The organism is Vibrio sp. 10N.247.311.51, assembly GCF_041467855.1.
In the GTDB taxonomy this organism is placed as follows: domain Bacteria; phylum Pseudomonadota; class Gammaproteobacteria; order Enterobacterales; family Vibrionaceae; genus Vibrio; species Vibrio coralliirubri.
In genome coordinates, this window is the sequence record NZ_JBFSVK010000002.1 from 137,635 (window position 1) to 162,089 (window position 24,455).

General features: G+C 43.6%; 21 protein-coding genes. 10 read left to right on the top strand and 11 right to left on the bottom strand.

Features of this window, described 5'->3' with window-relative positions:
* Positions 1–116: 116 nt before the first annotated feature.
* Complete coding sequence (locus AB6E85_RS02735; protein ID WP_372141350.1) at positions 117–1,010, top strand: DMT family transporter; 894 nt, start codon at positions 117–119, stop codon at positions 1,008–1,010.
* Between the two features lie 212 nt (positions 1,011–1,222).
* Here the strand turns inward: AB6E85_RS02735 and AB6E85_RS02740 are convergent, their stop codons facing one another.
* On the bottom strand, positions 1,223–2,245 hold the full coding sequence (locus AB6E85_RS02740) for a helix-turn-helix domain-containing protein (RefSeq protein WP_372141351.1): 1,023 nt from the start codon (positions 2,243–2,245) through the stop codon (positions 1,223–1,225).
* Between the two features lie 144 nt (positions 2,246–2,389).
* On the opposite strand from AB6E85_RS02740, the gene AB6E85_RS02745 reads away from it, so the two are divergent.
* Positions 2,390–3,634 carry a dipeptidase gene (locus AB6E85_RS02745; protein ID WP_372141352.1) on the top strand — a complete coding sequence of 415 codons (1,245 nt, stop codon included), beginning with the start codon at positions 2,390–2,392 and terminating at the stop codon, positions 3,632–3,634.
* A 230-nt stretch (positions 3,635–3,864) separates the two neighbouring features.
* Here AB6E85_RS02745 and AB6E85_RS02750 read toward each other — a convergent pair whose 3' ends face one another.
* Positions 3,865–4,749, bottom strand: a complete 885-nt coding sequence (locus AB6E85_RS02750) for an SMP-30/gluconolactonase/LRE family protein (RefSeq protein ID WP_059021035.1) — start codon at positions 4,747–4,749, stop codon at positions 3,865–3,867.
* Positions 4,750–4,848: 99 nt separating this feature from the next.
* Between AB6E85_RS02750 and AB6E85_RS02755 the strand changes: the two genes are divergently transcribed.
* Positions 4,849–5,745, top strand: coding sequence for a LysR family transcriptional regulator (locus tag AB6E85_RS02755; RefSeq protein WP_372141542.1), 897 nt, complete (start codon positions 4,849–4,851; stop codon positions 5,743–5,745).
* 643 nt (positions 5,746–6,388) lie between these two features.
* Positions 6,389–7,255 carry a hypothetical protein gene (locus tag AB6E85_RS02760; protein WP_372141353.1) on the top strand — a complete coding sequence of 289 codons (867 nt, stop codon included), beginning with the start codon at positions 6,389–6,391 and terminating at the stop codon, positions 7,253–7,255.
* Positions 7,256–7,372: 117 nt separating this feature from the next.
* Here AB6E85_RS02760 and AB6E85_RS02765 read toward each other — a convergent pair whose 3' ends face one another.
* From AB6E85_RS02765 to AB6E85_RS02785, 5 genes are all read right to left on the bottom strand, one after another.
* Positions 7,373–8,386 carry a manganese-dependent inorganic pyrophosphatase gene (locus AB6E85_RS02765; RefSeq protein WP_050652328.1) on the bottom strand — a complete coding sequence of 338 codons (1,014 nt, stop codon included), beginning with the start codon at positions 8,384–8,386 and terminating at the stop codon, positions 7,373–7,375.
* A 442-nt stretch (positions 8,387–8,828) separates the two neighbouring features.
* The gene (locus AB6E85_RS02770) at positions 8,829–9,254 is read right to left on the bottom strand and encodes a septal ring lytic transglycosylase RlpA family protein (RefSeq protein ID WP_157367145.1); all 426 of its coding nucleotides are present in this window, start codon (positions 9,252–9,254) and stop codon (positions 8,829–8,831) included.
* Between the two features lie 332 nt (positions 9,255–9,586).
* Complete coding sequence (locus AB6E85_RS02775) at positions 9,587–10,078, bottom strand: VOC family protein (RefSeq protein WP_048609315.1); 492 nt, start codon at positions 10,076–10,078, stop codon at positions 9,587–9,589.
* Between the two features lie 245 nt (positions 10,079–10,323).
* A complete protein-coding gene (locus AB6E85_RS02780; RefSeq protein ID WP_372141355.1) occupies positions 10,324–11,700 on the bottom strand; it encodes a uracil-xanthine permease family protein in 1,377 nt (458 codons plus the stop codon).
* A gap of 298 nt (positions 11,701–11,998) precedes the next feature.
* On the bottom strand, positions 11,999–12,868 hold the full coding sequence (locus AB6E85_RS02785; RefSeq protein WP_372141356.1) for a patatin-like phospholipase family protein: 870 nt from the start codon (positions 12,866–12,868) through the stop codon (positions 11,999–12,001).
* Positions 12,869–13,099: 231 nt separating this feature from the next.
* Here AB6E85_RS02785 and AB6E85_RS02790 point away from each other — a divergent pair, with 231 nt between their 5' ends.
* Together AB6E85_RS02790 and AB6E85_RS02795 are read left to right on the top strand one after the other, a co-directional pair.
* On the top strand, positions 13,100–13,990 hold the full coding sequence (locus tag AB6E85_RS02790; protein WP_372141357.1) for an AraC family transcriptional regulator N-terminal domain-containing protein: 891 nt from the start codon (positions 13,100–13,102) through the stop codon (positions 13,988–13,990).
* A 171-nt stretch (positions 13,991–14,161) separates the two neighbouring features.
* Positions 14,162–14,836: a fibrobacter succinogenes major paralogous domain-containing protein gene (locus AB6E85_RS02795; protein WP_372141358.1), complete on the top strand. Its 675-nt coding sequence runs from the start codon at positions 14,162–14,164 to the stop codon at positions 14,834–14,836.
* A gap of 142 nt (positions 14,837–14,978) precedes the next feature.
* Here the strand turns inward: AB6E85_RS02795 and AB6E85_RS02800 are convergent, their stop codons facing one another.
* Complete coding sequence (locus AB6E85_RS02800) at positions 14,979–15,470, bottom strand: VOC family protein (RefSeq protein ID WP_016798106.1); 492 nt, start codon at positions 15,468–15,470, stop codon at positions 14,979–14,981.
* Positions 15,471–15,947: 477 nt separating this feature from the next.
* Between AB6E85_RS02800 and ahpC the strand changes: the two genes are divergently transcribed.
* Positions 15,948–16,505: an alkyl hydroperoxide reductase subunit C gene (ahpC, locus tag AB6E85_RS02805; protein WP_016798107.1), complete on the top strand. Its 558-nt coding sequence runs from the start codon at positions 15,948–15,950 to the stop codon at positions 16,503–16,505.
* Between the two features lie 198 nt (positions 16,506–16,703).
* Entirely contained in the window at positions 16,704–18,296 is a 1,593-nt protein-coding gene (ahpF, locus tag AB6E85_RS02810) for an alkyl hydroperoxide reductase subunit F (RefSeq protein WP_372141359.1), read from the top strand.
* Between the two features lie 144 nt (positions 18,297–18,440).
* Here the strand turns inward: ahpF and AB6E85_RS02815 are convergent, their stop codons facing one another.
* The gene (locus AB6E85_RS02815) at positions 18,441–19,040 is read right to left on the bottom strand and encodes a LysE family translocator (RefSeq protein WP_016798109.1); all 600 of its coding nucleotides are present in this window, start codon (positions 19,038–19,040) and stop codon (positions 18,441–18,443) included.
* A 122-nt stretch (positions 19,041–19,162) separates the two neighbouring features.
* Between AB6E85_RS02815 and AB6E85_RS02820 the strand changes: the two genes are divergently transcribed.
* The gene (locus AB6E85_RS02820; RefSeq protein ID WP_372141360.1) at positions 19,163–19,648 is read left to right on the top strand and encodes an Lrp/AsnC family transcriptional regulator; all 486 of its coding nucleotides are present in this window, start codon (positions 19,163–19,165) and stop codon (positions 19,646–19,648) included.
* 99 nt (positions 19,649–19,747) lie between these two features.
* On the opposite strand, the gene AB6E85_RS02825 is transcribed toward AB6E85_RS02820, so the two are convergent.
* Together AB6E85_RS02825 and AB6E85_RS02830 are read right to left on the bottom strand one after the other, a co-directional pair.
* On the bottom strand, positions 19,748–21,118 hold the full coding sequence (locus AB6E85_RS02825) for an L-serine ammonia-lyase (RefSeq protein WP_372141361.1): 1,371 nt from the start codon (positions 21,116–21,118) through the stop codon (positions 19,748–19,750).
* A 26-nt stretch (positions 21,119–21,144) separates the two neighbouring features.
* Positions 21,145–22,686: a sodium:solute symporter family transporter gene (locus AB6E85_RS02830; RefSeq protein ID WP_193840723.1), complete on the bottom strand. Its 1,542-nt coding sequence runs from the start codon at positions 22,684–22,686 to the stop codon at positions 21,145–21,147.
* 348 nt (positions 22,687–23,034) lie between these two features.
* Between AB6E85_RS02830 and AB6E85_RS02835 the strand changes: the two genes are divergently transcribed.
* Entirely contained in the window at positions 23,035–24,339 is a 1,305-nt protein-coding gene (locus AB6E85_RS02835) for an MFS transporter (RefSeq protein WP_048614680.1), read from the top strand.
* Positions 24,340–24,455: the final 116 nt, after the last annotated feature.

Below are 24,455 nucleotides of genomic sequence, written 5' to 3' on the forward strand. Positions count from 1 at the left end.
ATCACTAAGCATCGAACGACATTGTTCTTACTTGGTTTTTTGTTCTTACATATTTTCGATTCTCATGTATTATGTGCGCCCATAATTGTATGACAAATATGTAGCGCCGTTTCTGTATGACCAAAGCCACCAACCACGCGATTTTGCTCTTAGTATTCGCCAACCTGCTCGCCTCCTTTTCAGACGTCTCACTCAAAGTGCTGAACGGTGAAGTGCCCACGTTCCAATATGTGTTTATCCGCCAGCTATTGAGCGTGATGTTGCTGCTCCCTTTTTGGCTAAAGCTACCCAAAGAGACGCGCATGCAAGGTGGTTGTCGCATCAATTTCTTGCGGGCTCAATTCATCCTAGTAGGCAGCGGCTGCGCAATGATTGCCATCACACACCTCACCTTGGCGACCGCAAACGCGATGTTCTATGTTGGGCCTATTCTTATGCTCCCACTTTCTATTGTTTTATTGAAAGAGAAGCCGACATCATCAAAAGTGGTGGCGACATTGATTGGTTTCGTGGGTGTGTTAATCGTGTTGCGTCCAGAGCAATTTCACTGGGCCGCTATTGCAGGGTTAGGCAGTGCGCTCGCGATGGGTGTCGGCAATATCTTGATCAAACGTCTTCACGCAGAACAACACATTATCTCGACACTATTTTGGACCAATGTAATGACTCTGCCTCTGGCGTTGGCTCTTGCTCTGCCTGCATGGGCGGCGATTGAATGGCGTCATGTTGGGTGGATTATGGCAATCAACCTTTTCGTTCTTGGGTATCATGCCCTTGTGGTGGTGGCTTATAAAAAAGCGCCAGCAAACCAAATTGCGCTCGCAGAATACTCGGGGTTGGTGTTTGTGACCCTATTTGGCGTGATGTGGTTTGACGAGATTCCTGACATGCTGACCCTTGTCGGTATTAGCCTGATCGTCATTCCTATGATGCCAATAAAATGGACGAAGTACTTCAGCAGGCCCAATCAAACGGCGCTAGATATAGAAACCAATCAGCCTAAGCCTTAATTGCCAGCAGCATCATTGCTGCGCATCGAGCTAACCCACTTTCGACATATTCAAATGAGAAAAGGGACCGGTATTTCTACCCGTCCCTTTTTGGTTTCGTTTATGTCAGGCGTTACTTAACTCAGAGTCTTCGCCCCTTTATCAATTTTCCGACAGACTATTTCTATCAAAACATAAAATAGAGTTTCTAAGTTTCAAGACGAGTAAGTGTGTCAATGCGAATTGCGATAGTGCCTAGGGCTTAACCCTGTTAAGCGTTTAAACATACGACTGAAATGGTTTGGGTGGTCGTATCCAAGACTAATGCTTATGTCAGTAATGTTCTGGTCTGAATGTAATAATGCATCTTTGGCTAAGCTTATTATAATCTCATCCAATAACGCCGTATAAGTAACCCCTTCTTTACGTAGACGTCTCTTTAATGTCCGACTATGTAACCCACAAATCTCAGCCGAAAAATCCAAACTTGGTCTTCCTCCTGATAAGTAATGGGGTAACACGTAACGTAATGCCGCCGAAATAGTTCGCATATTCTTACCTAGATCAGCTTCTGTTTGTGTAAATGCGTATCGAGGGTGATAGACGTTGATATTGGTTTTTAGAGTATCCTCTGGTAATTCAATGCCAGTCACGCCACGTTCACTTATTAGTTGCAATCCATTGTTATTAAAAAGTTTCTTACAACGTTTATGTGTCTTCTCTTGATTATGGGGAGATTGCAGAAATATTCGTTTGGGTTGCCAAACTACTTGCGTCGTTGCGCTTATAAGTTCCTGAAACAACTTCAAGAGGTAACATTCAATGATTGATAAGTTTTCATTGTGAGGGAGCGTATGACGCACTAACCATTTGTTTCCCAATGTATTTATCAATGAAAATTGGCTATCGGGTGCACTGCGGAAAGTCTCATTGATGAAACAGGTTACAACCCCCTCAACGTTGGAAATATCGTCAAGTGGCAAGGCTTGCAGGATTTTTTCCGCATTTTTTTGCGCTACAACACTGAGAAACTGAACCAGTTTTGCCTCAGTCAACTGTTCTTCTAATAAGTTAAAGACAGAGTAGACCCTCTCTGTAAGTATCACTCCATCGCCTTCATGTAAATTAAAGCTTTTTGGAAACAGTGCTTTATCTAACATGGCGTAAATATCCCAATGTGTCATTTCTAACGCTTCGAGAAAGGTACTAAATTGTGAATACTCCACTAAAGATAGATATTGTTTATTCTTGCTCATAGTTTTCAATCTAATCTTGCTGTCCCAAAATGGTATGTTTTTGAGTGTAAGACAGCATATTCTTATTCACAACGAAGTAAGCATATAAACTTTCACAATGACAGAATCATCATCGAATTGTGAAATCACACCCTAGGGGGCAAAATGAAGCATAAAAACTTAGTCATTTTAATTACTGCACTTCTTTCATCATCAGCGTTAGCTCATGATATTGGTCATTCTCACGAGCATGTTGAAGGTGGATGGAATACGGATGCAGGTTTTGTCTCTGACGTTGATGTGAAGTCGAAACTGTGGAGCCCTCGCGATAAATCTCAAGCTGAGATAGACAAACGTGCTGCATATATTGCCGCATTTTTTGACGCAGGAAGAACTGATGAAGAACGCAAGCAAGATGCCGCGATAAAAGCAAAATATAAAGATGCGATTGTGATTAACTCTTTGATGCCATCTGGCGTAGGTATTCAAGGCATTAAAGAGGAAAAATATGCACAAGCCGTAGCGAAAAACAGAGACAATCAAATCGATGTTATGTCTACAACCGTGTGGGCATTTGAAGGTGTTAATGATGAATCCTTCCAAACGACACTAGATAAAACAGACGCAGAGTCAAAAAAATTAGGTTTGGTTAAGGCTGACAGTGTAGAGGCAATCCGCAAAGCCAAACAGGATGGCAAAATGTCCATCATCTATAACACACAAGGCGCCGATTATATTATCGATGACATGAGTAAAGTCGAATGGTCACGTGATAATGGAATTATGGTCATGAATTTTACTTACAATAATGACAACGCACTCGCTGGTGGCGGTCAAAGTGATCAAAATCTTGGTGTTTCTGATTTAGGATCCAAGTTTGTTAAGTATGCAAACGAACAAGGCGTCGTTCTTGATTGCTCTCATTCATCGGATCAAGCATGTATCGACGCTGCAAAAATTTCAACAAAGCCTGTTATTGCCTCTCATTCAAATGCCAAAGGCTTATATGACACAGGCCGTAACTTATCGGATGACGCAATTAGAGCTATTGCAGCCAGCGATGGTGTGGCCTGTACTAATGGCGTAGGACTGTTCTTAAATGCAGAAGGTACAGCCACCATGAGTGACATTGCGGAACATGTACAGTATGTGGGTGAGTTAGTCGGACGAGAACATAGCTGTTATGGCTCTGACTATTCACACATGTATGGTGACTTCTTAAAAGCCTTCATTGGTGTTGTAGACACATACCCACCAGAGAAAGGTTTTGGCGCACCGACCCAGAATGCAGGTGGAGGCGATATTTGGGGAGTCGCTCGAGTACTGGAAGATAAATACGATTGGTCTGAAGATGATATCAAAGGCTTCTTAGGTGAAAACCTAATGCGTGTTTATCAAGCCAATTGGTAAGTCGCCACTTGTTAGTTCAGTTTTGAAAGCTGATTTGATGCCAATAAAATGGAAGAAGTACTTCAGCAGGCCAAATCAAACGGCCCTAGATATAGAAGCCAATCAGCCTAAGTCTTAATCGTCGGCAGCATCATTACTGCGTATTGAGCTAACCCACTTTCGACTTATTCAAACTAGAAAAGGGACCGGTATTTCTACCCGTCCCTTTTTGTTTTCGCTTGTGTTAAGCGTTACTTAAGCTTGAACACCAACACTTTGTTGTATGCCGTTACCATCAGTAAATCTTGCTGTTTCCCGCCAATTTCTAGATTGCTGATATGGCCCGCATCGATAGCAATGAAGTCTATTTGCTTACCGTCTTTATCGAACACACCCACGCCACCGTGCGCTGCAACAAATAGGTTGTCATCGGCATCAACAGCAACGCCATCAACCATAGGTTCAGAGCCAGACTCCGCCTTCACCTGGGCAAACTGCGTCTTATTGCTGAGTGACTCTCCATCAACATCAAATCGGTATACCCAGCCATCAGATGTGTCGGCAACGTATAAAGAAGATTCATCAGAAGAAAAAGCGATGCCGTTTGGTAGCTTGAACTCTCCAGTGATCAACTTTAGATCACCATCTAGGTAACGATAAACGCCATTAACCGGTTGCTCTGGTTCTGCCTTTGCTGGGCCGTAACCTTGGATACCAAACGGAGGATCGGTAAACCACACGCTGCCGTCGCTGTTAACGGTTAAATCGTTCGGGCTATTGAGCAGCTTGCCGTTGTACGTCGCAGCGACAATCACTTTCTCTCCGTTGCCCTGACGGTACGACAGCTTTCTATCATGGCGGGCAGCCCACAGGTTGCCTTTGGCATCAATATCGAGACCATTGGCATAGCCAGAATTGTCATCAAACACGCTCAACTTGCCGTTAAGATCGTAAGAATAGGTTGTGTTATTTGGGATATCGCTAAACAAGAAACGTTGATGTTCCACATCCCATGTTGGGCCTTCAACAAAGCCGAATGAGTCTCCAACCAATGTTGGGTTGCTTTCTACAACAGAGGCAGCTGAAACATTCATAGAGGCAGCCATTGCAGCGGTAATAAGTAGTAATTTATTCATTGTTCTTCTCCTTTCTGTTTACGTTTTGAATCTTAGTTTCTTGAAGGAGTGAGAAAAACAGTACAAAATGACTTCACTGTTTACTAAATGGTGTTAATGATGAATTTAATTTATATGCAGACCTTCTTGACTGTCGCCGAAGAGCAAAGCTTCACCAAGGCCGCTGAAGTATTGGATGTGTCAAAAGGTTTGGTGTCTCGGCATGTACAACGACTCGAAGAAACATTGAATTCTAAGCTGTTTCACAGAACGACTCGTTCTATCAGCCTCACGGAAGTGGGTGAAGAGTTGTATTCAAAAGCGAAGCAAATTCAACTCTTAGCAACCGAAGCGGAAATGCGTGTCTTAGACATGACTCAGGAAGTCGCAGGCGATTTGAAAATTACCGCGCCGATAGAGTTTGGGCGTGCGCTTTGTCGTCACATCATCCCTACCTTCAAGCGAGAATACCCAAAAGTGGATTTGATTCTCGACTTTGGGCCGATGAAAAAGAAGATAGAGTCTGGCGACTTTGACATTGCTTTTAGAGCCTACGATGAGCTGCCTAATGATGTGATTGCCAACGATCTTGGGCATATCCGCAATGTTCTCGTTTGTAGTGCGGATTACGCATCGACTAACCCACTCGCCACCACTAAAGACATCCATAAATGCAGCTTCATTCTTAACAGTCAAAATGAACGCTGGAATCAGCTGGAGTTGATCAATGGTGAGCAAACCTACCATGTTGAAGTAACTGGAAGCGTTAGCTCGAATACCTACAGTTCAATTTTAGAGTTAGCGATGCAAGGGATAGGTGTCGCCAGCTTGCCATTCTATCAAGTTGAAGAGCAGCTCAAACAAGGTGAGCTTATTCACGTGTTCCCAGAATGGTCGATAAAAGCCCAGAAGCTAAGCCTCATCTATGCTCAAAGAAGGGTAACACCGCAGAAGTTGGTTACTTTTAACCGAGCGGTAAAAGAGTGGTTGGAATCGAATAACGCATATACGTTGTGAGTCTTAGAACGCCGAATCTTTCAATTGGAACGTATGTGCGTTCCATTCATATCAGACGCAATCACACTGCTTTCAATAGCTGATAGGCTGCCGTGTGTTCGCCTATTTTGAAACACCCTCCCCCTCTAACTCCCCCTCAAGTTGAGTTCATCAACCACTGCAGACTGACGAACGAGGGGGAGAACCTTCTTTGACGCTGAACGTGTAAATGCACATGCCGCTATCGGTATTCAGTTCCTCCCTTTTCCACGAATCATAATGGATCGAAGATACGGATTACGGGGAGGTTATGAGGTGATTTTTTTGGCTGGCACGGATTTTCCCCATTATAATCTGTAACTCTATCACGCAAGCTGCATCGCACAACTTACCTGAGTGTTCGTGTTGTTAAGCATTCCCCTTAGAAAAGTTATACGAACATATCACCAGTCATGACACAGTTATTTTGAATGTCTTATTGAGGTACTAAGACACACCGTATACACAACAGTAATTAGTCGAATCCTATTACATGATTAATTTTTTTAGTTAATATTGAATATCAATTTTAGTATAATAGAAATAACCAACTGCACCTTTCAAGTTCGATTAGATAAATATAGAGATATTTATTAAGTCTGGAAGATATTAAAGGATAGTGACTATGCAAAAATTAATTATGCCAAAAGAACGAAAATTTGGATGGAAATTAAAACCGACTTCATCAGTTCATTGGGGACAGACTGTTAACAAATCAGGCCAAATCTGTGTTGTTTTAGAGCACTCATTATTACGAGGGGTGACATCTGAAATGATCGCTTGGTGGTTTAAGAATTTTGCAAACCTGAGCGTAACTTTAGAAGATATCAAAGGATATGAGGGAGTAAAAGTGCCTGCATATCTGCTGTGGCATCCTTCTGATCACATCGCTGTTCAAATGAGTGGCAAGCTAGGCGTAAACAATACGGCAGTAGCTGGAGGAAAGATTCATATTAAAGAAGCCATGCAATACAATAAATATGGATTTAAATACCCTGTTAATAATAAACTAAAAATTTTCTATTGTGAAAATGACGGTTGGGGAATGGGAAGGGAAATACCATTGCTTGGTAAGCTGGTATTCTTAAGAATATGCTACACGGATGTATATGAAAATGGCAAGCTCATCGGTGTGCATTATCATTATGAGGTAGTTGCTGGTACTAGTAAGCGAAATTTCTTAGCAAAAGCAATTAATAATAAAATTGTTGGAGGCCTTACCCCTGATTTCTGGAAAGCATGGATTACTCATAATACTATTGAAGTAGGCGTATTTGAGAACTTCCTCCCTGTTCTTTATAGCCAACGAAATGATTTAGAAAATTTGCATTACTCTAAAAGTATGAATCCAATAACCGAGGATATTACATCAAATGATCAAAATGGGTTTAATTTTGCTCTTCTTAATAAAAGATTAGAAGGTTACAAAAATAGCGAAAATGCCTTTGATTATCAAAATGGAATTGAAAGAAGTAATAAAATATTAGGATAAACAGCAAGTACAACGATGATCTTAAAATTGAAAATTTACAACTCACCTAAAACAAAAGGGATTGGTATCTCTACCAATCCCTTCACTACTTATTTATAAAGTAGCAGCTCTTACTATCTACAAACTTTCAATTGCCTTTTGAACTGCAGGGCCAATCTGACGCTTGCGTGAAGTAACGCCTTCCAGAGTTAACATATCGCTTATTGGTTCAGCGTTGAAAGCTGATTTGATAACTTGGTAGTCGCTTTCATCCACCCACAGTAAGTTTGCTTCTTTGTTCTTAGTGTCAGTGATGGAGAAGAACAGATGATCTAAGCCGTTCTCTTCTTTATAAGACTTCATCGCAGCCAAAAGCTCGTCTTTACGATCAATCAGTTGTTGAGCCGTTAGCGTTTCAGCCACACCGATGCCCACCTGTTTGCCACCGTACTTAAAGTTCTTGTAGTCCAGAGTCAGAATGGTTTCAGAAGAAAGATGGCTGAGATCCGACTTAGCAATCAACATTTGTTGACCGAAGTCTTCGATGTCTGAAATACCTGCAACTTTTGCCAGTTTCTCTGCGTATTCACGATCATGATCTGTTGTAGTTGCTGATTGGAATACCACAGTATCAGAGAGAATCGCGCCTAAGCCGACACAAGCAAGGTGCTTAGGTAAGGTCACATCAAGCTTTTCAGCGTTGTCAGCCAAAATTGTCGCAGCCGATCCCCAACCTCGAATATCCATCTCGACAATTTGTGGTGTGTTAATCGGTGAGCCACCAATTGCGTGATGATCAACCACAGCAACAATCGATGCTTGGTCGATAGTTGGCGCTAGCTGAGTGACTTGGTTGAAGTCTACCAGCCCCACTCGGTATGAAGAGTAATCTGTCTCTACGCGTGGCGATTCTGCATTACAGTAGTTCAAGATGAAGGTGGATTCTGGATTAATCGGCTCTGGTACTGTCGCTGTACCGCCATAGATATGAGCCGCGAGCATCGCAGACATTACCGTGTCGCTATCTGGGCTTAGGTGCCCTGTCCATACGAGATCTTCACTGTTTTCATTAGCAGCTTGTTGCAAGCTAAAAGCAAAACTTGCTGAACTGAAAGACATAATTACGGCTGCAACGACAGGGGTTAGCTTCACGGGTATTTCCTTATTTGAATTCGATATAGAATCCCATAAGCTAAACACCAAAAATTTCAGAACCGTGTCAGCGATATTTCAGATTTACTTCAGTGAGTAACAAAATGTAATTTCCCCTAGGCTTTCACTGTTAATCACACCAAAACTCAACTTGGATTAGGTTAGCTTTTCATTATTTCACAATGAATTTCAATGAACCCTAATGATAAGAAAGCTAAGACACTGATTTATTGACCACATAACATCATCAACCCACATATTAGAAATAAGATAATCTTATTAAAAATGGATTATCGAAAGGCACAAAAAAGGCTACAAAGCAGCCTTATTGAGTAGGCATAAATGTGACATTCAATCATCGAGTTCGAGGTTCTGTTCCTCCCCTTTCCCACTACTAGTAAGGAGTCGGAGATGTAAACCAAGGGGAGGTTAGGAGGGGATTCTAGTGTTTGTATCGAAAGGTGTTGCTGTCATCAATGATCTCAATTTTGACTGTTGCTACGCCTTTCTTGACGTCACCAATTTGAGAAAATGCTTTGTGCGAAAGGTCAATCACTCGGCCTTTTACGTAGGGGCCTCTATCGTTAATTTTCACATCGACTGACTTGTTATTAGCTGTATTGGTCACTCTTACGATAGTCCCAAATGGCAAGGTTTTGTGAGCGGCTGTATAAGCGTTTTTATTATACGTTTCACCACTTGCTGTCAGTTTTCCGTGGAATTTATCGCCATACCAAGAAGCCACTCCCACAAGCGCATGTGAATTGGCATAGCCCTTTGTTTTTGAAGTATCGACGGCCGCATGTGACGAGCATCCGGCAAGCAAAGTAATAAGAAAAGCGGCAAAGATAAGGTTTAGTTTTTTCATGCTATTTGAGTAGATCTTCTTCATGTAATGTTTATCTATTTTCATTGTAGTGCGGTTCAGCAGTATTAAGCTGAGTATTGTGAGTTCTCAGCGAAGGCTATCCCAGTGTAATTCCGTAATATTTTCATGAAGCACGCTCGATTCAGTCATATTCATGAAAGGTTTTATCTTCAAAACGTCAACTTTAACAACGCCTTAAATCTGTTTGTTTATTAACCACCCCACATGATGGAGCACTTAAAAAGCACACAAACAAAAAAGGATTGGTATCTCTACCAATCCTCTTAAGGGGGTGTTTCGGTTCTTCTACCTTATGGAAGGTAGTAACGCTATTACTCGTAGTCAGTCGCGTACGTATCTTCGTATGTGTGAGAGTAGAATTCGAATAGGTTGCCAAACGGGTCTTCTAGGTAAACCATTTGTGCTTGTTTTAGTTCGTCTTCTGGGTGGTAACGCATGATGTCCATACGAACCTTACCGCCAAACTCTTCAACACGCTTAATCGCTGAATGAAACTGCTCTTTTGGAAGCTGCAGACAGAAGTGGAAGATACCTAGACGAGAGAAATCAACTTCGTGACGCTCTTGGCGCTCTTTCATTTCGAACAGCTCAACACCGATGCCATCAGATGTTACTAGGTGAGCAATGTTGAAGCCTTTAAAGCCTTCACCGAACACAGCGATACACATGCGGCCGATTGCTGATTCGCGCTCTTCCATCACTTTGGTGTTGTTCATTACGACTCTTAGACCTAAAGCTTTCGTGTAAAACTCGACTGCTTTGTCCATGTCGCCAACCATGATACCTACGTGATTCATTTTCATAACTTTCTCCAAATTCTCTTTAATTCTGTATTTTTCGAAGACTGCTTCGGTCTTCCGTTTCGATGAAGAGAGTATATGGAGATACGCTGATTAACTGAAATTATCATAATTTATATTAATGATAATTTTATGTTATTTACCAAGTTAAGTGAGATGCCAACACGTCACACAATAAGTTAAAGTTGAGAGCCACATATGTCATGTGGCTCTAGTTAAACATCCTTAGTTCAGCACGAAGAAGCCCGTTATGCTTTACTGGTATGTACGACGTTCGAAATCGGCTTGGCTTTTGTTTCAGGCACCAAAGACATCAACCCGGTAATCACAAGCGCGGCAATACCAGACATGGTTACAGGTGATCCAAATATACTTTGCACTAGCTTCGGTGCTTCTTTCAATAAATCCGGCACTAGCATGACACCAAGCCCTAAGCCTAGTGAGATGGCTATCGTCATGATTCTGCGGCGATCCAGTTTTTCATTGGCGATGATTTTGATGCCTGCCGCGGCAACCGTGCCGAACATCACTAATGTCGCCCCGCCCAAGACTGGCTTTGGAATCGTCATTAATACTGCACCTAAGATAGGAAATAGCCCTAACAGAAAAAGAATCGCGGCAATGAAGTAGCCGATGTAGCGACTCGCGATCCCCGTAAAATGGATCACACCGTTGTTCTGGCTGAAAGTCGTGTTCGGAAAAGTATTAAATACCGCGGCGATAAGTGAGTTCACGCCGTCACCCAGCACGCCAGCCTTGAGTCGATTGAGATATTTAGACCCTTTAACCGGCTGCCCTGAAAACATACTGTTGGCGGTAAGGTCGCCCGTGGTTTCAATAACAGTAATCAAGTAAATAAAAGCGATAGGCAGGAAGGCTTGCCAATCAAAAGCGAAGCCATATTTAAATGGGACAGGAATACTCAATAGCGGTTGAGAAGCAAAAGAAACCATAGACGCTTTGCCCATCAAAATGGCCACGCCCCAGCCAACTACCAACCCAACTAAAATCGACGACAGCCTTACCATGGTGTTGTTGCTTAGGTTAAGTGCCACTATGGTTCCGAGTACAATCGCACCCAACATCAAATTGCTTCCAGAACCAAAATCTTCTGCGCCAACACCACCAGCGATATCAGTGACGCCGACTTTAATCAAAGAGACACCGATCGTGGTGATAACGATGCCGGTCACAACGGGCGTGATCACTACTTTGAGTTTTTCGATAAAGCGCGATAGGACGATTTCGACAAATGCACCAAAGAAGCAGACACCGAAAATGGTGGCGAGCATTTCATCCGGGCCGCCTCCATTCGCTTTCACAAGAAAACCCGCCCCTAGTACTGAACCTAAGAATGCAAAGCTGGTACCTTGAACACAGATCATCCCTGCGCCAACTGGCCCTATTTTTCTAGCTTGGATGAAGGTACCGACCCCAGACACCATCAATGCCATGCTGATCAAATAAGGGATGTGTTCACCCAACCCTAAAACGCCACCGATAATAAGCGTGGGGGTGATAATGCCAACAAAACTGGCTAATACATGCTGCAGCGCCGCGTAACTGGCTGCTTTGACTGATGGTCGATCGTCCAACCCGTAGATCAATTCACTGTTCTGTTCCATGTGACTTCCTTTATGTATTTTTTATTGTATACAATTTACATAAAGACAATAGAGCAACATATATGCCAATGGTTTAACATTATATTTATCAATCAGTTAAGTTTTCCATCAAGGATATGCTGCACTAAAGAGCAACATTGTCGGCTTGTTTTAGTGCAACAGATGTTTTATCCGATGTTCCTAAATTAAGTCCCACAAACACATAAAAGGATTGGTATCTCTACCAATCCTTTCTAAACGTTTAAATCTCAGTTAACCAGAGTTTGAGCCAAACAGTGTTTCAGCAATATCTCCGCCGCTAGATGGAGAGCATCGCCTTTATCTCAGGCATCGCCTCTTTTGCAGCTAGATAACCCGCTTGTATCGCTTGTTCTTTTTCATTAAAAGCCGCACTTCCATTCGGTTCATAGTCCAGTCTAATGACCACATCGGCACTGTTTAGCTCTTGCTCAGACAGACGACAGCTTTGCATGCGAAAAGCCGCAAGCGTAATCTTGCTCGCCGAGACTTCTGGCGTGATTTGATTGTGACAATAGATATCAACGGCTATCACCTTTTTAGCACCGAGATCTTTAGCCGCGTAAACAGGCACAACACTAAAAATACCGCCATCAACTAAGATATCACCTTGGTTTTCAACGGGTACAAATGCGCCGGGAATGGTTGATGAGGTTTGAACAGCATGCCCCGGGTTACCCGAACGAATAATAACGGTCTCTCTCGATGTCAGATTGGTCGCGGTAAGCGCGACAGGCATTGGCATATCAGACAGGTCATCATACGTCACTTGGCTGTTTATCCATTCTGACAAGTTCTTGCCATTCACCAAGCCTTTTGAAGAAAAGACAAAATCGGCGATGTCAGACATGCCAACTTTCTCTATCGCGAGTTCCATCTCTTCATAACTCAGTCCTGAAGCATATAGAGTCGCAGCAATCGAACCCGCAGAGGTGCCGCTCACCACATCAGGGGCAATGCCCTCCTCTGCCAAGGCTTTGATCACGCCTAGGTGCATAAACCCACGAACGCCACCACCGCCAAACGCAATACCGAGTTCATGCTCACCCGTTTCCGTAGAAGGTATTGCATTGAGATCGTTATAAACATTAGGTGTTGAGCAGGCTATCAAAGACAGCGTAACCAATATGAGAATGAAGCTTTTTAACATGTTCTTTTTCCAACTCTTTATTTTAAAACCACTTATCTCCACCAAGCCTTATCGTTATAACGACCAGACCCAGATTGAGCTTTTGATAAAGCACGAAAGCAGTTTGCATGCACCTATCAGCGGTAGTATTGTTGTCTGAAGTTACTATAACTCTCACAGAGATTCATAAATAGGCGAATTAATCTCAAAAACATGCCTATTTGTATCAAGTCGAATTTACGGTGTAGATTGATGAAGCAGAAAATTAAGCAGCTAGTGGAAAGTCGTATAACGGAAGATGGCATGATCGAAACGGGAATCAAGGGAGTTCGCCTATTTAAGGTAACTCAAGCTATTCCATGTGCTCCCGCCGTCTATGAACCAACGCTAATCGTGATTTTAAGCGGCAGTAAAGAAGCCATACTCGATGGCGATAAGTACATCTATGACAGCAGTCAGTACCTGTGCTGCTCAGTCTCCATGCCTGTTGAGGCGGGTACGCCAGCAGCGACACCTGAAAATCCATTGTTAGGGGTAGCTATCTCACTCGATACCAAAGTGATGACCGAATTAGCCATCGCAATGGAGAGTGTCAGCGGCGCAGTTAAGGTCCCTAAAGGTAGCTCACAACCTCAAGGGTTATCACTCGCCAATTGGGACGACACTTTTTCTGATGCTCTACTTCGACTCATTCAGCTAGGAGACGATAAAGCAGGAACGGCCATTCTCGGCGAGAGTCGTTTAAGAGAGCTCTATTACGCTGTCTTACAAGGTGAGGCGGGTCTTTCAGTGCGAGGCGCATTTGGCATTGGCAATGAAATTGCTCGCTCAATTGAGTATTTATCGTTGAACCTGACAAAGAACGTCACGATTGATGAGCTCGCATCGCATGTCGGGATGAGCCGAGCGGTATTCCACCGAAAATTCAAACAAGCGACCCGAATGTCACCGATCCAATTTATGAAGTCGATGCGCTTGAATAATGCGGCGATGAAAATAGCTGCGGGTAAGAATGTCAATGAAGCGGCGATGGCAGTAGGGTACGTCAGCTCTTCTCAATTTAGTCGTGAGTTTAAGCGTGTGTATGGCCAGTCACCTAAGCAGTGGAGCCAATCAAAACAGCTGATTGAAAACATCGCATAGCAATAAAACAAACTGACTATTAGATCTCTCCGCCATACTAAATGAGATAAATAGGCATGTTTTAGAGAGCATATCGCCTATTTTCAGCTCAACATGAGAGTTAAAGTAACCCCATAAGATTACGACGGGTTATTCATCATGAAAAAGCTAATTTCATCTATAGGAGTCAGTATGGTTATTGCTGCCACATCATCGGCTAACGACATCAACAAAGAGTTATACCAACTGACGGATACGGTTCAAGACGCGGAAGGCAACACTTATCGCACCGTTACTATCGGTGAACAGGTTTGGTTAGCGGAAAGCCTGAGAAGCACTCAGTTCCAAGATGGTAGCCCGGTAAGATCTGGTGCGATCCCAAAAGATGATCAAGAAAACCTATTAAAATACGGACGCTTATACAATTGGCATGATGTTTCAGATCAACGAAACCTTTGCCCAGTCGGCTGGCGAGTGGCCACCGATGAGGATTGGAAAAAGTTTGAGCTGGCCATCGGTATGTATGAGGAAGAAGTACACCAAAACGGTTGGCGTGGGGGTGAGCAAAAGTTAGGTTTGCAGCTCAAAGAAGCCCAAGCAGACGGGCTATTTTCCAAAGTCGACCCATCTACTGTCAATAAACAGAACTTCTTTGCTAGACCTGCAGGCGTAAAATGGAATGGTTGGTATATCACTGAAGGTGCTTACACCGAGTTTTGGACTGCGAGCAGCGCATCCGACAAAAAAGGGATTATCCGAACACTTGCTTACGCTTGGTGGAATACGCATAAAGGTGAAATACGCAGAGCAACAAGTTCAAAAGACTATATGTTCTCGGTTCGATGCGTAAAAATCGAAGACCAATAACCCGTCATTGTGGCTGCTGTGGTCCCTGCCAACAGCACATCTCCCCTTCCCCAAAAAGCACAAACAAAAAAGGATTGGTATCTCTACCAATCCTCTTTAGGGGTGTTTCGGCTTTTCTACCTTATAGAAGGTAGTAACGCGATTACTCGTAATCAGTCGCGTAGGTATCTTCGTATGAGTGAGAGTAGAACTCGAATAGGTTGCCAAACGGGTCTTCTAGGTAAACCATTTGTGCTTGCTTCAACTCGTCTTCTGGGTGGTAACGCATGATGTCCATACGAACCTTACCGCCAAATTCTTCAACACGTTTAATCGCTGAGTGAAACTGCTCTTTTGGAAGCTGTAGGCAGAAATGGAAGATACCTAGACGAGAGAAATCAACTTCGTGACGCTCTTGGCGCTCTTTCATTTCGAACAGCTCAACACCGATACCATCAGATGTTACTAGGTGAGCAATGTTGAAGCCTTTAAAGCCTTCACCGAACACAGCAATACACATACGGCCGATTGCTGATTCGCGCTCTTCCATCACTTTAGTGTTGTTCATTACGATTCTTAGACCTAGCGCTTTCGTGTAAAACTCGACTGCTTGGTCCATGTCACCAACCATGATGCCTACGTGATTCATTTTCATAACTTGCTCCAAATTCGTTTTAAATTCTGTGCTTTTCGAAGACTAGCTTCGGTGTTTCGTTTCGATGAAGAGAGTATAGGTACATGCGTTAATTAACTGAAATTATCATAATTTATATTAATGATAATATTTTGTTATTTACAGTTTGGTATAACAACTCAACTCAACTCACGTAAAGAGACCATATCTACCCTTACCTACATAGACACATAGATACGCACACCAATAGAGATAAGCCCAATATAGAGAACAACCTAAAGAGCATAGCTACTCAAATTGGGGATTGCTGATGTTTGATGGCTTTTGTTAATCGTTTTTGTTGATAGCTTTTACCGATAGTCTTTTCCTTTTGAAGATAGGATTCGCCTATTGAATCTATAGAAATGTCCGATTTCACTAATTTTCGGTGGCAATGCAATATATCTACATCGACGCGGGATAGCGTTAAACACTACAAATTAGAAAGAGAGTCAAATCATGATCAACACAGAAATCAAACCATTCAACGCAACAGCATTCAAAAACGGCGAATTCGTAGAAATCACTGAGCAAGACGTTAAAGGCAAGTGGGCTGTATTCTTCTTCTACCCAGCAGACTTCACATTTGTATGTCCAACTGAGCTAGTTGACCTACAAGACAAATACGCAGAGCTTCAATCTCGTGGCGTAGAAGTTTACTCAGTATCAACTGACACTCACTTCTCTCACAAAGCATGGCACGATACTTCTGACAAAATCGGCACTATCGAATACTTCATGGTAGGCGACCAAACGGGCAACATCACAAATAACTTCAACGTTATGCGTGAAGGCCAAGGCCTTGCAGACCGTGCAACGTTCCTAATCGACCCTGAAGGCGTCATCCAAGCAATGGAAATCACAGCTGAAGGCATCGGCCGTGACGCAGAAGACCTACTACGCAAGGTTAAAGCAGCACAATACGTAGCCGCTAACCCAGGTGAAGTTTGCCCAGCTAAATGGAAAGAAGGCGAAGAGACTCTAGCTCCATCTCTAGACCTAGTAGGCAAGATTTAATCTAAGCCTAGCTAACAAGAATAGCTAAACGGTTCTACAGGCGCGCTTCGGCCCCCCTCCTAAAGGGCAGTCGCGCGCCACCCTTTCAAAACATCAACACCACAATATTTGCCGACTTGCGCCCCCTTTTTATTTTCCTTTTTCAGCAAGAAGGTATTGGTCAATACCAAGACACAGAATTTAAGAGCAGGCACGATTATGTTAGATCAAGCAATGAAGCAGCAGCTAAAAGCATACCTAGAAAACCTAAAAACCAATGTTCAGTTAGTCCTTAGCCTAGATGGCAGCGACACCGCGAACAAACTTCAAGATCTGGCGAATGACATCGCGTCTTTGACCGACAAAATTGAAGTGACTCGCGATGATAGCGCAAGCACGCGTAGCCCAATCATGCAGGTAGTGAACCAAAAGAAAGGCACCGCGATCGGTTTTGCCGGTTTGCCAATGGGTCACGAATTTACGTCACTGGTTCTAGCACTGCTTCATAGTGGTGGTCACCCTATCAAGCTTGAAGCGGACGTAATCGAACAAATTAAAGAACTCGATCAAGAACTTAATGTAGAGATTTTCATCTCACTCTCATGCCAAAACTGTCCAGAAGTGGTTCAGGCATTCAACATGATGTCGGCGATTAACCCTCTGGTTAAGACAACGATGATTGATGGCTCAGCATTCCAAGACGAAGTGAAGTCTCGCGACATCATGGCAGTGCCAAGCGTGTTCGTTAATGGTGAGCTATTTGGTCAAGGCCGTATGTCACTGGCAGAGATCCTGAACAAGGTTGATTCAGGCGCAGCACAAAAGAAAGCAGCAAACCTAAACCAACAAGCACCCTTTGATGTATTGGTTGTCGGCGGCGGCCCTGCAGGTTCTTCAGCGGCAATTTATGCTGCACGTAAAGGCATTCGCACAGGTGTGGTTGCTGATCGATTCGGTGGCCAAGTGATGGATACCATGGCGATTGAGAACTTTATCTCAGTGAAAGCGACCACCGGCCCTAAGTTAGTGGCAAGCCTTGAAGAGCATGTAAAAGAGTACGGTGTTGAAGTGATGACTGAGCAGCGCGCTGCAAACATCATTGCAGCAGAAGACACAGAAGACGGCTACATCCACGTTGAGCTAGAGAGCGGCGCAACACTACGAGCTCGCACGGTTATCACAAGTACCGGTGCTCGCTGGCGTGAAATGAACGTTCCGGGTGAGCAAGAGTACCGCAATAAAGGCGTCGCTTACTGCCCACACTGTGATGGTCCATTGTTCAAAGGTAAGAAAACAGCAGTTATCGGTGGCGGTAACTCAGGCATCGAAGCGGCAATTGATTTAGCGGGTATCGTTGAACACGTAACCGTACTTGAATTTGCAGACACACTGCGTGCCGACCAAGTGCTTATCGACAAAGCAAACGCAACACCAAACATCGAAATCATCAAGATGGCACAAACAACGCAAGTGATTGGTGATGGCAACCGTGTAACCGGTCTGGAATACAAAGATCGCAACACCGATGAACTTAAACAGATCGAACTCGCAGGTATCTTTGTTCAAATCGGCCTGATGCCAAATAGCGAATGGTTGAAGGGTTCGAAAGTTGAGCTCTCACCACGCGGTGAAATTGAAATTAACGCTCATGGCGCAACATCAATGAAAGGTGTATTCGCAGCGGGTGACGTAACAACCGTACCTTACAAACAGATCATCATTGCGATGGGTGAAGGTGCGAAAGCAAGCTTAGGTGCATTTGACCACCTAATCCGTAACTCAGCTCCAGTTAAAGAGGCTAAAACCGCTTAACCTTTACACTTAAAAGCTTCTAGTCTTAAAAGCTTTTAACTCAAGTTCCTTAATATTTGTTAACTTAATTCTTTACTGTTAACGACTTAGTCGACATTTAGACGCCACTCCTATGGATTTAGGAGTGGTTTTTTTCTTTGTGATTTATGCCGGTTGATAAAGCATGAAGGCAACCACCATCGCTAAGCTTCCGCCCAAGCAACGGTTCACAAACATCATCTGCTTTGGTGATTGCAGCAACTTTTTAAGCATGGTGCCGCAATACGCCCATACCAACATACACGGTACACCGGTAATCACCATACCCGCGATAATGGTCACGACTTGAATCAAGTAATCTGCGTTCGGAGTAATGAACTGTGAAAACACGGTTAATGACGCTATCCAACCTTTAGGGTTTAACACCTGCACCAACACACCAGACATGAAACCTGAACGATTGTCGGTAGTGCTTTCTTCGATTTGCATATTCGCAATCGACCATGCCATGAACAGCAAATAAGCCGCACCCGCGTATTTCAAAATGTTGTATAGCTCTGGGTAAAGGGTAAATAGGCTCACCAAACCGACACTAGAACCCGCCAGTACGATGATGATGCCAACAGCGTTCCCAGAGATAAAAGGTAAAGTCGCAGCAAATCCATAACGACTTGAAATCCCAAGTAATGCGATATTGCCTGCCCCAGGGGTAATTGCAATTGATGTTGAAAATAGCAAGAACGCCAGCATTAATTGAGAGCTCATTTCCTCTCACTCCTAATAAGTAAAGTATTTATAGGGGGAGAGTTTACAGATTCGACTAGGAATTAAATTGCTATATAGGCTAATATTAATCCAAATTTGAGCAAGACTTTTCTAAAAAAACCATGAAACAGAAAGAATCCACCAAAGAAGTGTTAGATGACACCGATATCGCCATCTTAGAACATATTCAACAAGACGGACGCATGAGTAACAGCAAGCTCGCAGAGAAGGTGAATCTCAGCGAAACCCCATGCTGGCGCCGTTGGAAACGAATGGAGGAGACGGGCTATATTGATGGCTATGCCGCTAAGCTAAACCGCAAGAAACTCGGCTTACATGTTGCAGGTTTTACTCTTGTCACCCTAGGTAATCATGAAGTTGAAAACACAGAACCGTTTGAAGAGTTTGTCGCGGTAACCGATTGGATTCCAATGTGTCACTGCATTGCAGGCGGCGCCGATTATATGGTGCAAGTGTTGGCGAAAGATTTGGAAGAGTACTTTGAACGTATAAGCTCGATCAGACGAGTGAAAGGCGTGAGTGCGATTCAGTCGAACATCTCAGTAAAAGAGTTAAAAAACAGCTATCGATTGCCGCTTTCAGATTAGCTCCCTAAAACACATCAAACAAAAAGCCCAGCCGCGATAGATGTCTGAAATCTAGAGCTCTGGGCTTAACGTTATTATTTACTGGGCTAACTGGCTTAGTTATTCACAAGGGTGAGCAAGATGGATCAAGGCTAAACCACCGAGTGACGTTTCACGATATTTCTTGTTCATGTCTTTACCCGTTTGATACATGGTCGCAATGACCTTATCTAACGAAATCAAAGATTTACTGTTACGCTTCAAAGCCATGCGTGATGCGTTGATGGCTTTCATCGCGCCCATCGCATTTCGCTCAATACACGGCACTTGAACCAAGCCGCCAATTGGGTCACAAGTCATACCCAAAGAGTGTTCCATTGCGATTTCTGCCGCAATACAGATCTGCTCATTGCTGCCACCGCGTAGTGCCGTTAAACCAGCCGCCGCCATAGAAGACGACACCCCTACTTCACCTTGGCACCCAACTTCCGCACCAGAGATTGAAGCGTTGGTTTTGTATAGAATACCAATCACGCCCGATACCGCTAAGAAGTCTTTTAACTGCTTGGTATCCAACTCTTTAATGAAGCGATGGTAATACATCAATACGGCAGGAATAACGCCCGCTGCACCATTGGTTGGTGATGTTACCACTTGGCCACCAGCCGCATTTTCTTCGCTAACCGCAAACGCAAACAAGTTAATCCAATCCATGATTTCCATTGGGTCGTTTTCAACCGCCGCATTTGCTTCGAGCTTCTTAAGCAAATTAGGCGCACGACGAGTCACGTTCAAACCACCATCAAGAATGCCTTCGGTTTCAAAGCCGCGTTCCATACAACGACTCATCACTCGCCATATTTGATCCGCTTTCTCTGAAATAATGTCGGAGCCTTCAAACTCCGCTTCATTTTTTAGAATCATGCCACCGAGGCTCATCCCGCTATTATCGGCTTGTTGCAGCATTTCATCGGCGTTTTTGAACGGGAAAGGGACTTCTACTGCTTGGGTTTGAGTATCATTTTGCAGTTCATCAGCGGTTGCGATAAAACCGCCGCCAATTGAATAATAAGTTTCATCGACAATCACGTTGCCACTCTGGTCGAACGCAGTAATCATCATGCCATTTTCATGCAGAGGCAGGTTGTCTTTGTGGAACAACATGTCGGTTTGGTAGTTGAATGCAATGTGCTTGGTACCCGCTAGATCCATCTCACCACTGTCTACGGCATGACGCATTGCTTGGTTTGCGCTGGTGATTTTGATGGTGTCTGGTTTATTGCCGAGTAGCCCCAATATTGTTGCTCTGTCGGTGTGGTGACCTATGCCAGTCAATGACAAAGAACCGTATAAATCCACCTGAACACGCGTCACTTCAGCGATTTTATCAGCGATTAATTGTGTGAAATGGAAACCCGCAATCATTGGGCCGTTGGTGTGAGAGCTCGATGGCCCCACACCAATTTTGTAGATATCAAAGATCGATAACATAGATATACCAGTAAAAAATCGGTCAATTAAGAAAGAGCGGCATAAAGCCAATCAGGGATAACAGTACAAGCAGCAATCGTCACAACAGCGAACACCAACAAGCCGTAATGACTCGCGGTAGGCTTTGCAAACAAATGCTTTTGCTTGGCTATAAATTCATTTTGTTGCTCGGTTACCTCTCCCCAGAAGCGGCTCACAACAACACCTAACACTAAGAAAACCACAGTGCCAATCAAGGCAAACCAAGGCCAAGCTATTCCGCTGTATTTGGCAATGAATACGACGGCCACACTGCCAATACTGCCCGCAATTACCCCTTTCTCGTTTGCTTGTTTGAAGAACAAACCCAAGATGAAAGAGCCAAGGCGAATACCGACAAAAATAGAGGTTAGGCTCGCAATCGTTTTAAGCACTGATTCATTAGAAACAGCCAGTAATGCAGGCACAACAACCGACGCTGCAGCAACAAGGCTCATTTTTCTAGCAACCGATTCATAGTGCGCGTCAGAAGCTTGCTTGCGGAAAAAGCGCTTATAGAAATCGAACGTTGCGACCGTCGCCATTGAGTTATAGGTGGAATCCAATGTCGACATTGCCGCAGCCGAAAGTGCTGAGATCACCAATCCAACAATGATTGGATTGGTATGGTTAAACACAAAATCGAGAATCACTTCGTTGCTGTTTTCAAAACTGCTGTCTTGATAAAAGACACTTAACAGCACCCCCATCACAGCAAAGAACAGATAAACAAAGAATGCGCCGTAACCACAAAGCAACATCGACTTTTGCGCTGTTTTAACGCACTTAGTCGCCAACGTTCTCTGAATAATCAGTTGGTTAGTACCATACACACTCAGGTGCAAGAAGCTCACAGCCACTACGCCTGCCCACAATGTGGTATCGACGCCTAAGTCAAAATCGAGGTTGATGATATTCAAATGTTCAGGAGACAACACCTCGCCCGCATCGATTTTCATCAGCAATAAAACAAAGATCGCAATGCTGCCGATAATCAACACTGCTGACTGAAGCATGTCAGTCCAGATTACAGTCGAAATACCCCCCGCATAGGTATACAACGCAGTAAATACGCTGATGTAGATGATCGCCTCAGAGATACTCACTGGCAGCACTTGCACTAAGATCAGAGCAACCGCATACAAAATGACCCCTGCCGAAATACACTGAACCACAATGAACACGATGGAATTGATCGTGCGAGCAACAACGCCAAAGCGGTGCTCTAGGTATTCGTAAATCGAGGTTAGGCCGAGCTTGTAAAACACCGGAACAAAAAAAAGCACAGTGAAAAAGATCACTATTGGATAGTTCAAATGTACGCTCATCGCTTCCATACCCGAGCTATAAACCCAGCCCGGCATACCAACGAACGTCATTGCGCTGATGTAGGTTGCAAGAATCGACACACCTGCCGTAAACCAACCAAACTGTTTTCCACCAGTCGAAAAGTCGCCACCGACGCTATAGCGCCTATTAACTAAGTAGCTGATAAACAATGTAGTTAGCACATAAAGAGCAATAACCACAAAACTTGAGTACGTAACCATTTTTAGATTCCGTTTATTGTATGTCGCAAATCATTCGCCGCCAATAGTACTCATAAATGGATATTTTCCTTCAAAAACCCACAGTAAGTGTGACTATTATCACTAAGAACGACGATTAAACGCTCAAATCGCCCCACAAAGCACAAAAACGCGATCAAATGAGATCCAGATCACCAAAATACACAAAATGGGTACGCACTCATTTTAAAATTGACTTTGATCACGGATCTAATAACCACAAAAATTCTATTATCTCTCCCGAAATGAAGACGGTGTGATGAAACTAAATAATCAACACACAATAATTAAAACCAAAACCACCCTATATAAAATAAAGGTTTATCGGTCATGACCATTAAAAAACACATGAGCGAAGTTCCTATGATTCAAAGGGTAGCCGCATATCTAGCAATTCTAGTGGGTTACTTTTTTTATTGTTATAACTTTGTAATTATTGACTACGTACGCCCATACATTGTGGAAGAATATGCTGGTATTAGCCTTTCTGATACCGCTCAGTTCTACACTTGGCAGTCTGTTGGTGCTCTGATTGGTGCACTGAGCTGTGCATGGTTCGCAACCAAGTTCGGCAAGAAGTCCACATTAGTAGCAATTACGGCACTAAACGGTGGTGCAACCATCATCAACATGATGTTTACCGACTACGCCACTTGGGCCGCAATGCGTTTCATCATTGGACTGTCTTTAGGTGGTTACTTCACTGTAGCTGTATCTTTGATGATTGGCCTATTTACACCAACGGTTCGCGGTAAGTTGACTGCTTTTGCTTCTTCAATGTTCTCTGTTGCTTTAGTGGCAATGGGCGCTTACGCAGCCTTCATTACAAGTGTTGATGCACCTTGGCAGAGCCTAATGTGGGTAGGTGGTATTCCACCGCTTGTAGCAGCAGCGTTAATGATCTTTGTATTACCAAGCGACAAAACAGTGATCGCCTACGGTGAAGAAGATCAACAAACAACAACCAATGCAGCTGGGGAAGTAACCGAAGCTAAAAAAGGTTCTTGGGGTGAGATGTTAAGCAAGCCTTACCGCAAAATTACGATTACTTGTTTACTTCTTTCTGGCCTTAACTTCTACGGATTCCAATTCTTCGGTGGCTTTGTAACTACCTACCTGAAAGATGTTCGTATGTTTGATGGTGCAACCATCGGTTTGATCTTCTCTATCTCAGCATTTGGTTCACTCTTCGGTGCTTGGTTCTGGGGATGGGCAGCAGATAAGTACGGTCGTAAGATCAACGCGTTCGGCTTCATCCTCGCAGGTATCATGGTTTCTATCTTCTTTGTCGCACCTGGCGACATGATGATTGGCGGCCTAAACATGCTGGCTCTTCTAGGTCTTATCTACAACTTCGGCCTGTCTGCTTCTGCAGTATGGGGCGGTTACTTCTCTGAATTGTTCCCAGCACGCTTGCGTAGCTATGGTGCAGCTTTATTCCATGGCGGTCGTATTATCGGCATGTGGGCACCAATGGTTCTTATCTTCATCCAAGAGCGTACCGACCTACAAACAGCAATGTGGGGCTCACCAATCGTATGGATTATCGCCGGTCTACTATGGCTAACACTGCCTGAAACTCTTAAAGGTGGCGTCTTCGATAAGAGCAAAAAATCAGAAGCAGCAAAAGCTTAATTCGAAACTCATACGCTGAAGTTCAAATACGAAAAATTTAAAGCCGGCTGATAAGTCAGCCGGTAACAAAATCCAAATCGAGTCCTGTTCCGAATGTTGACTCGACAACACAAAGA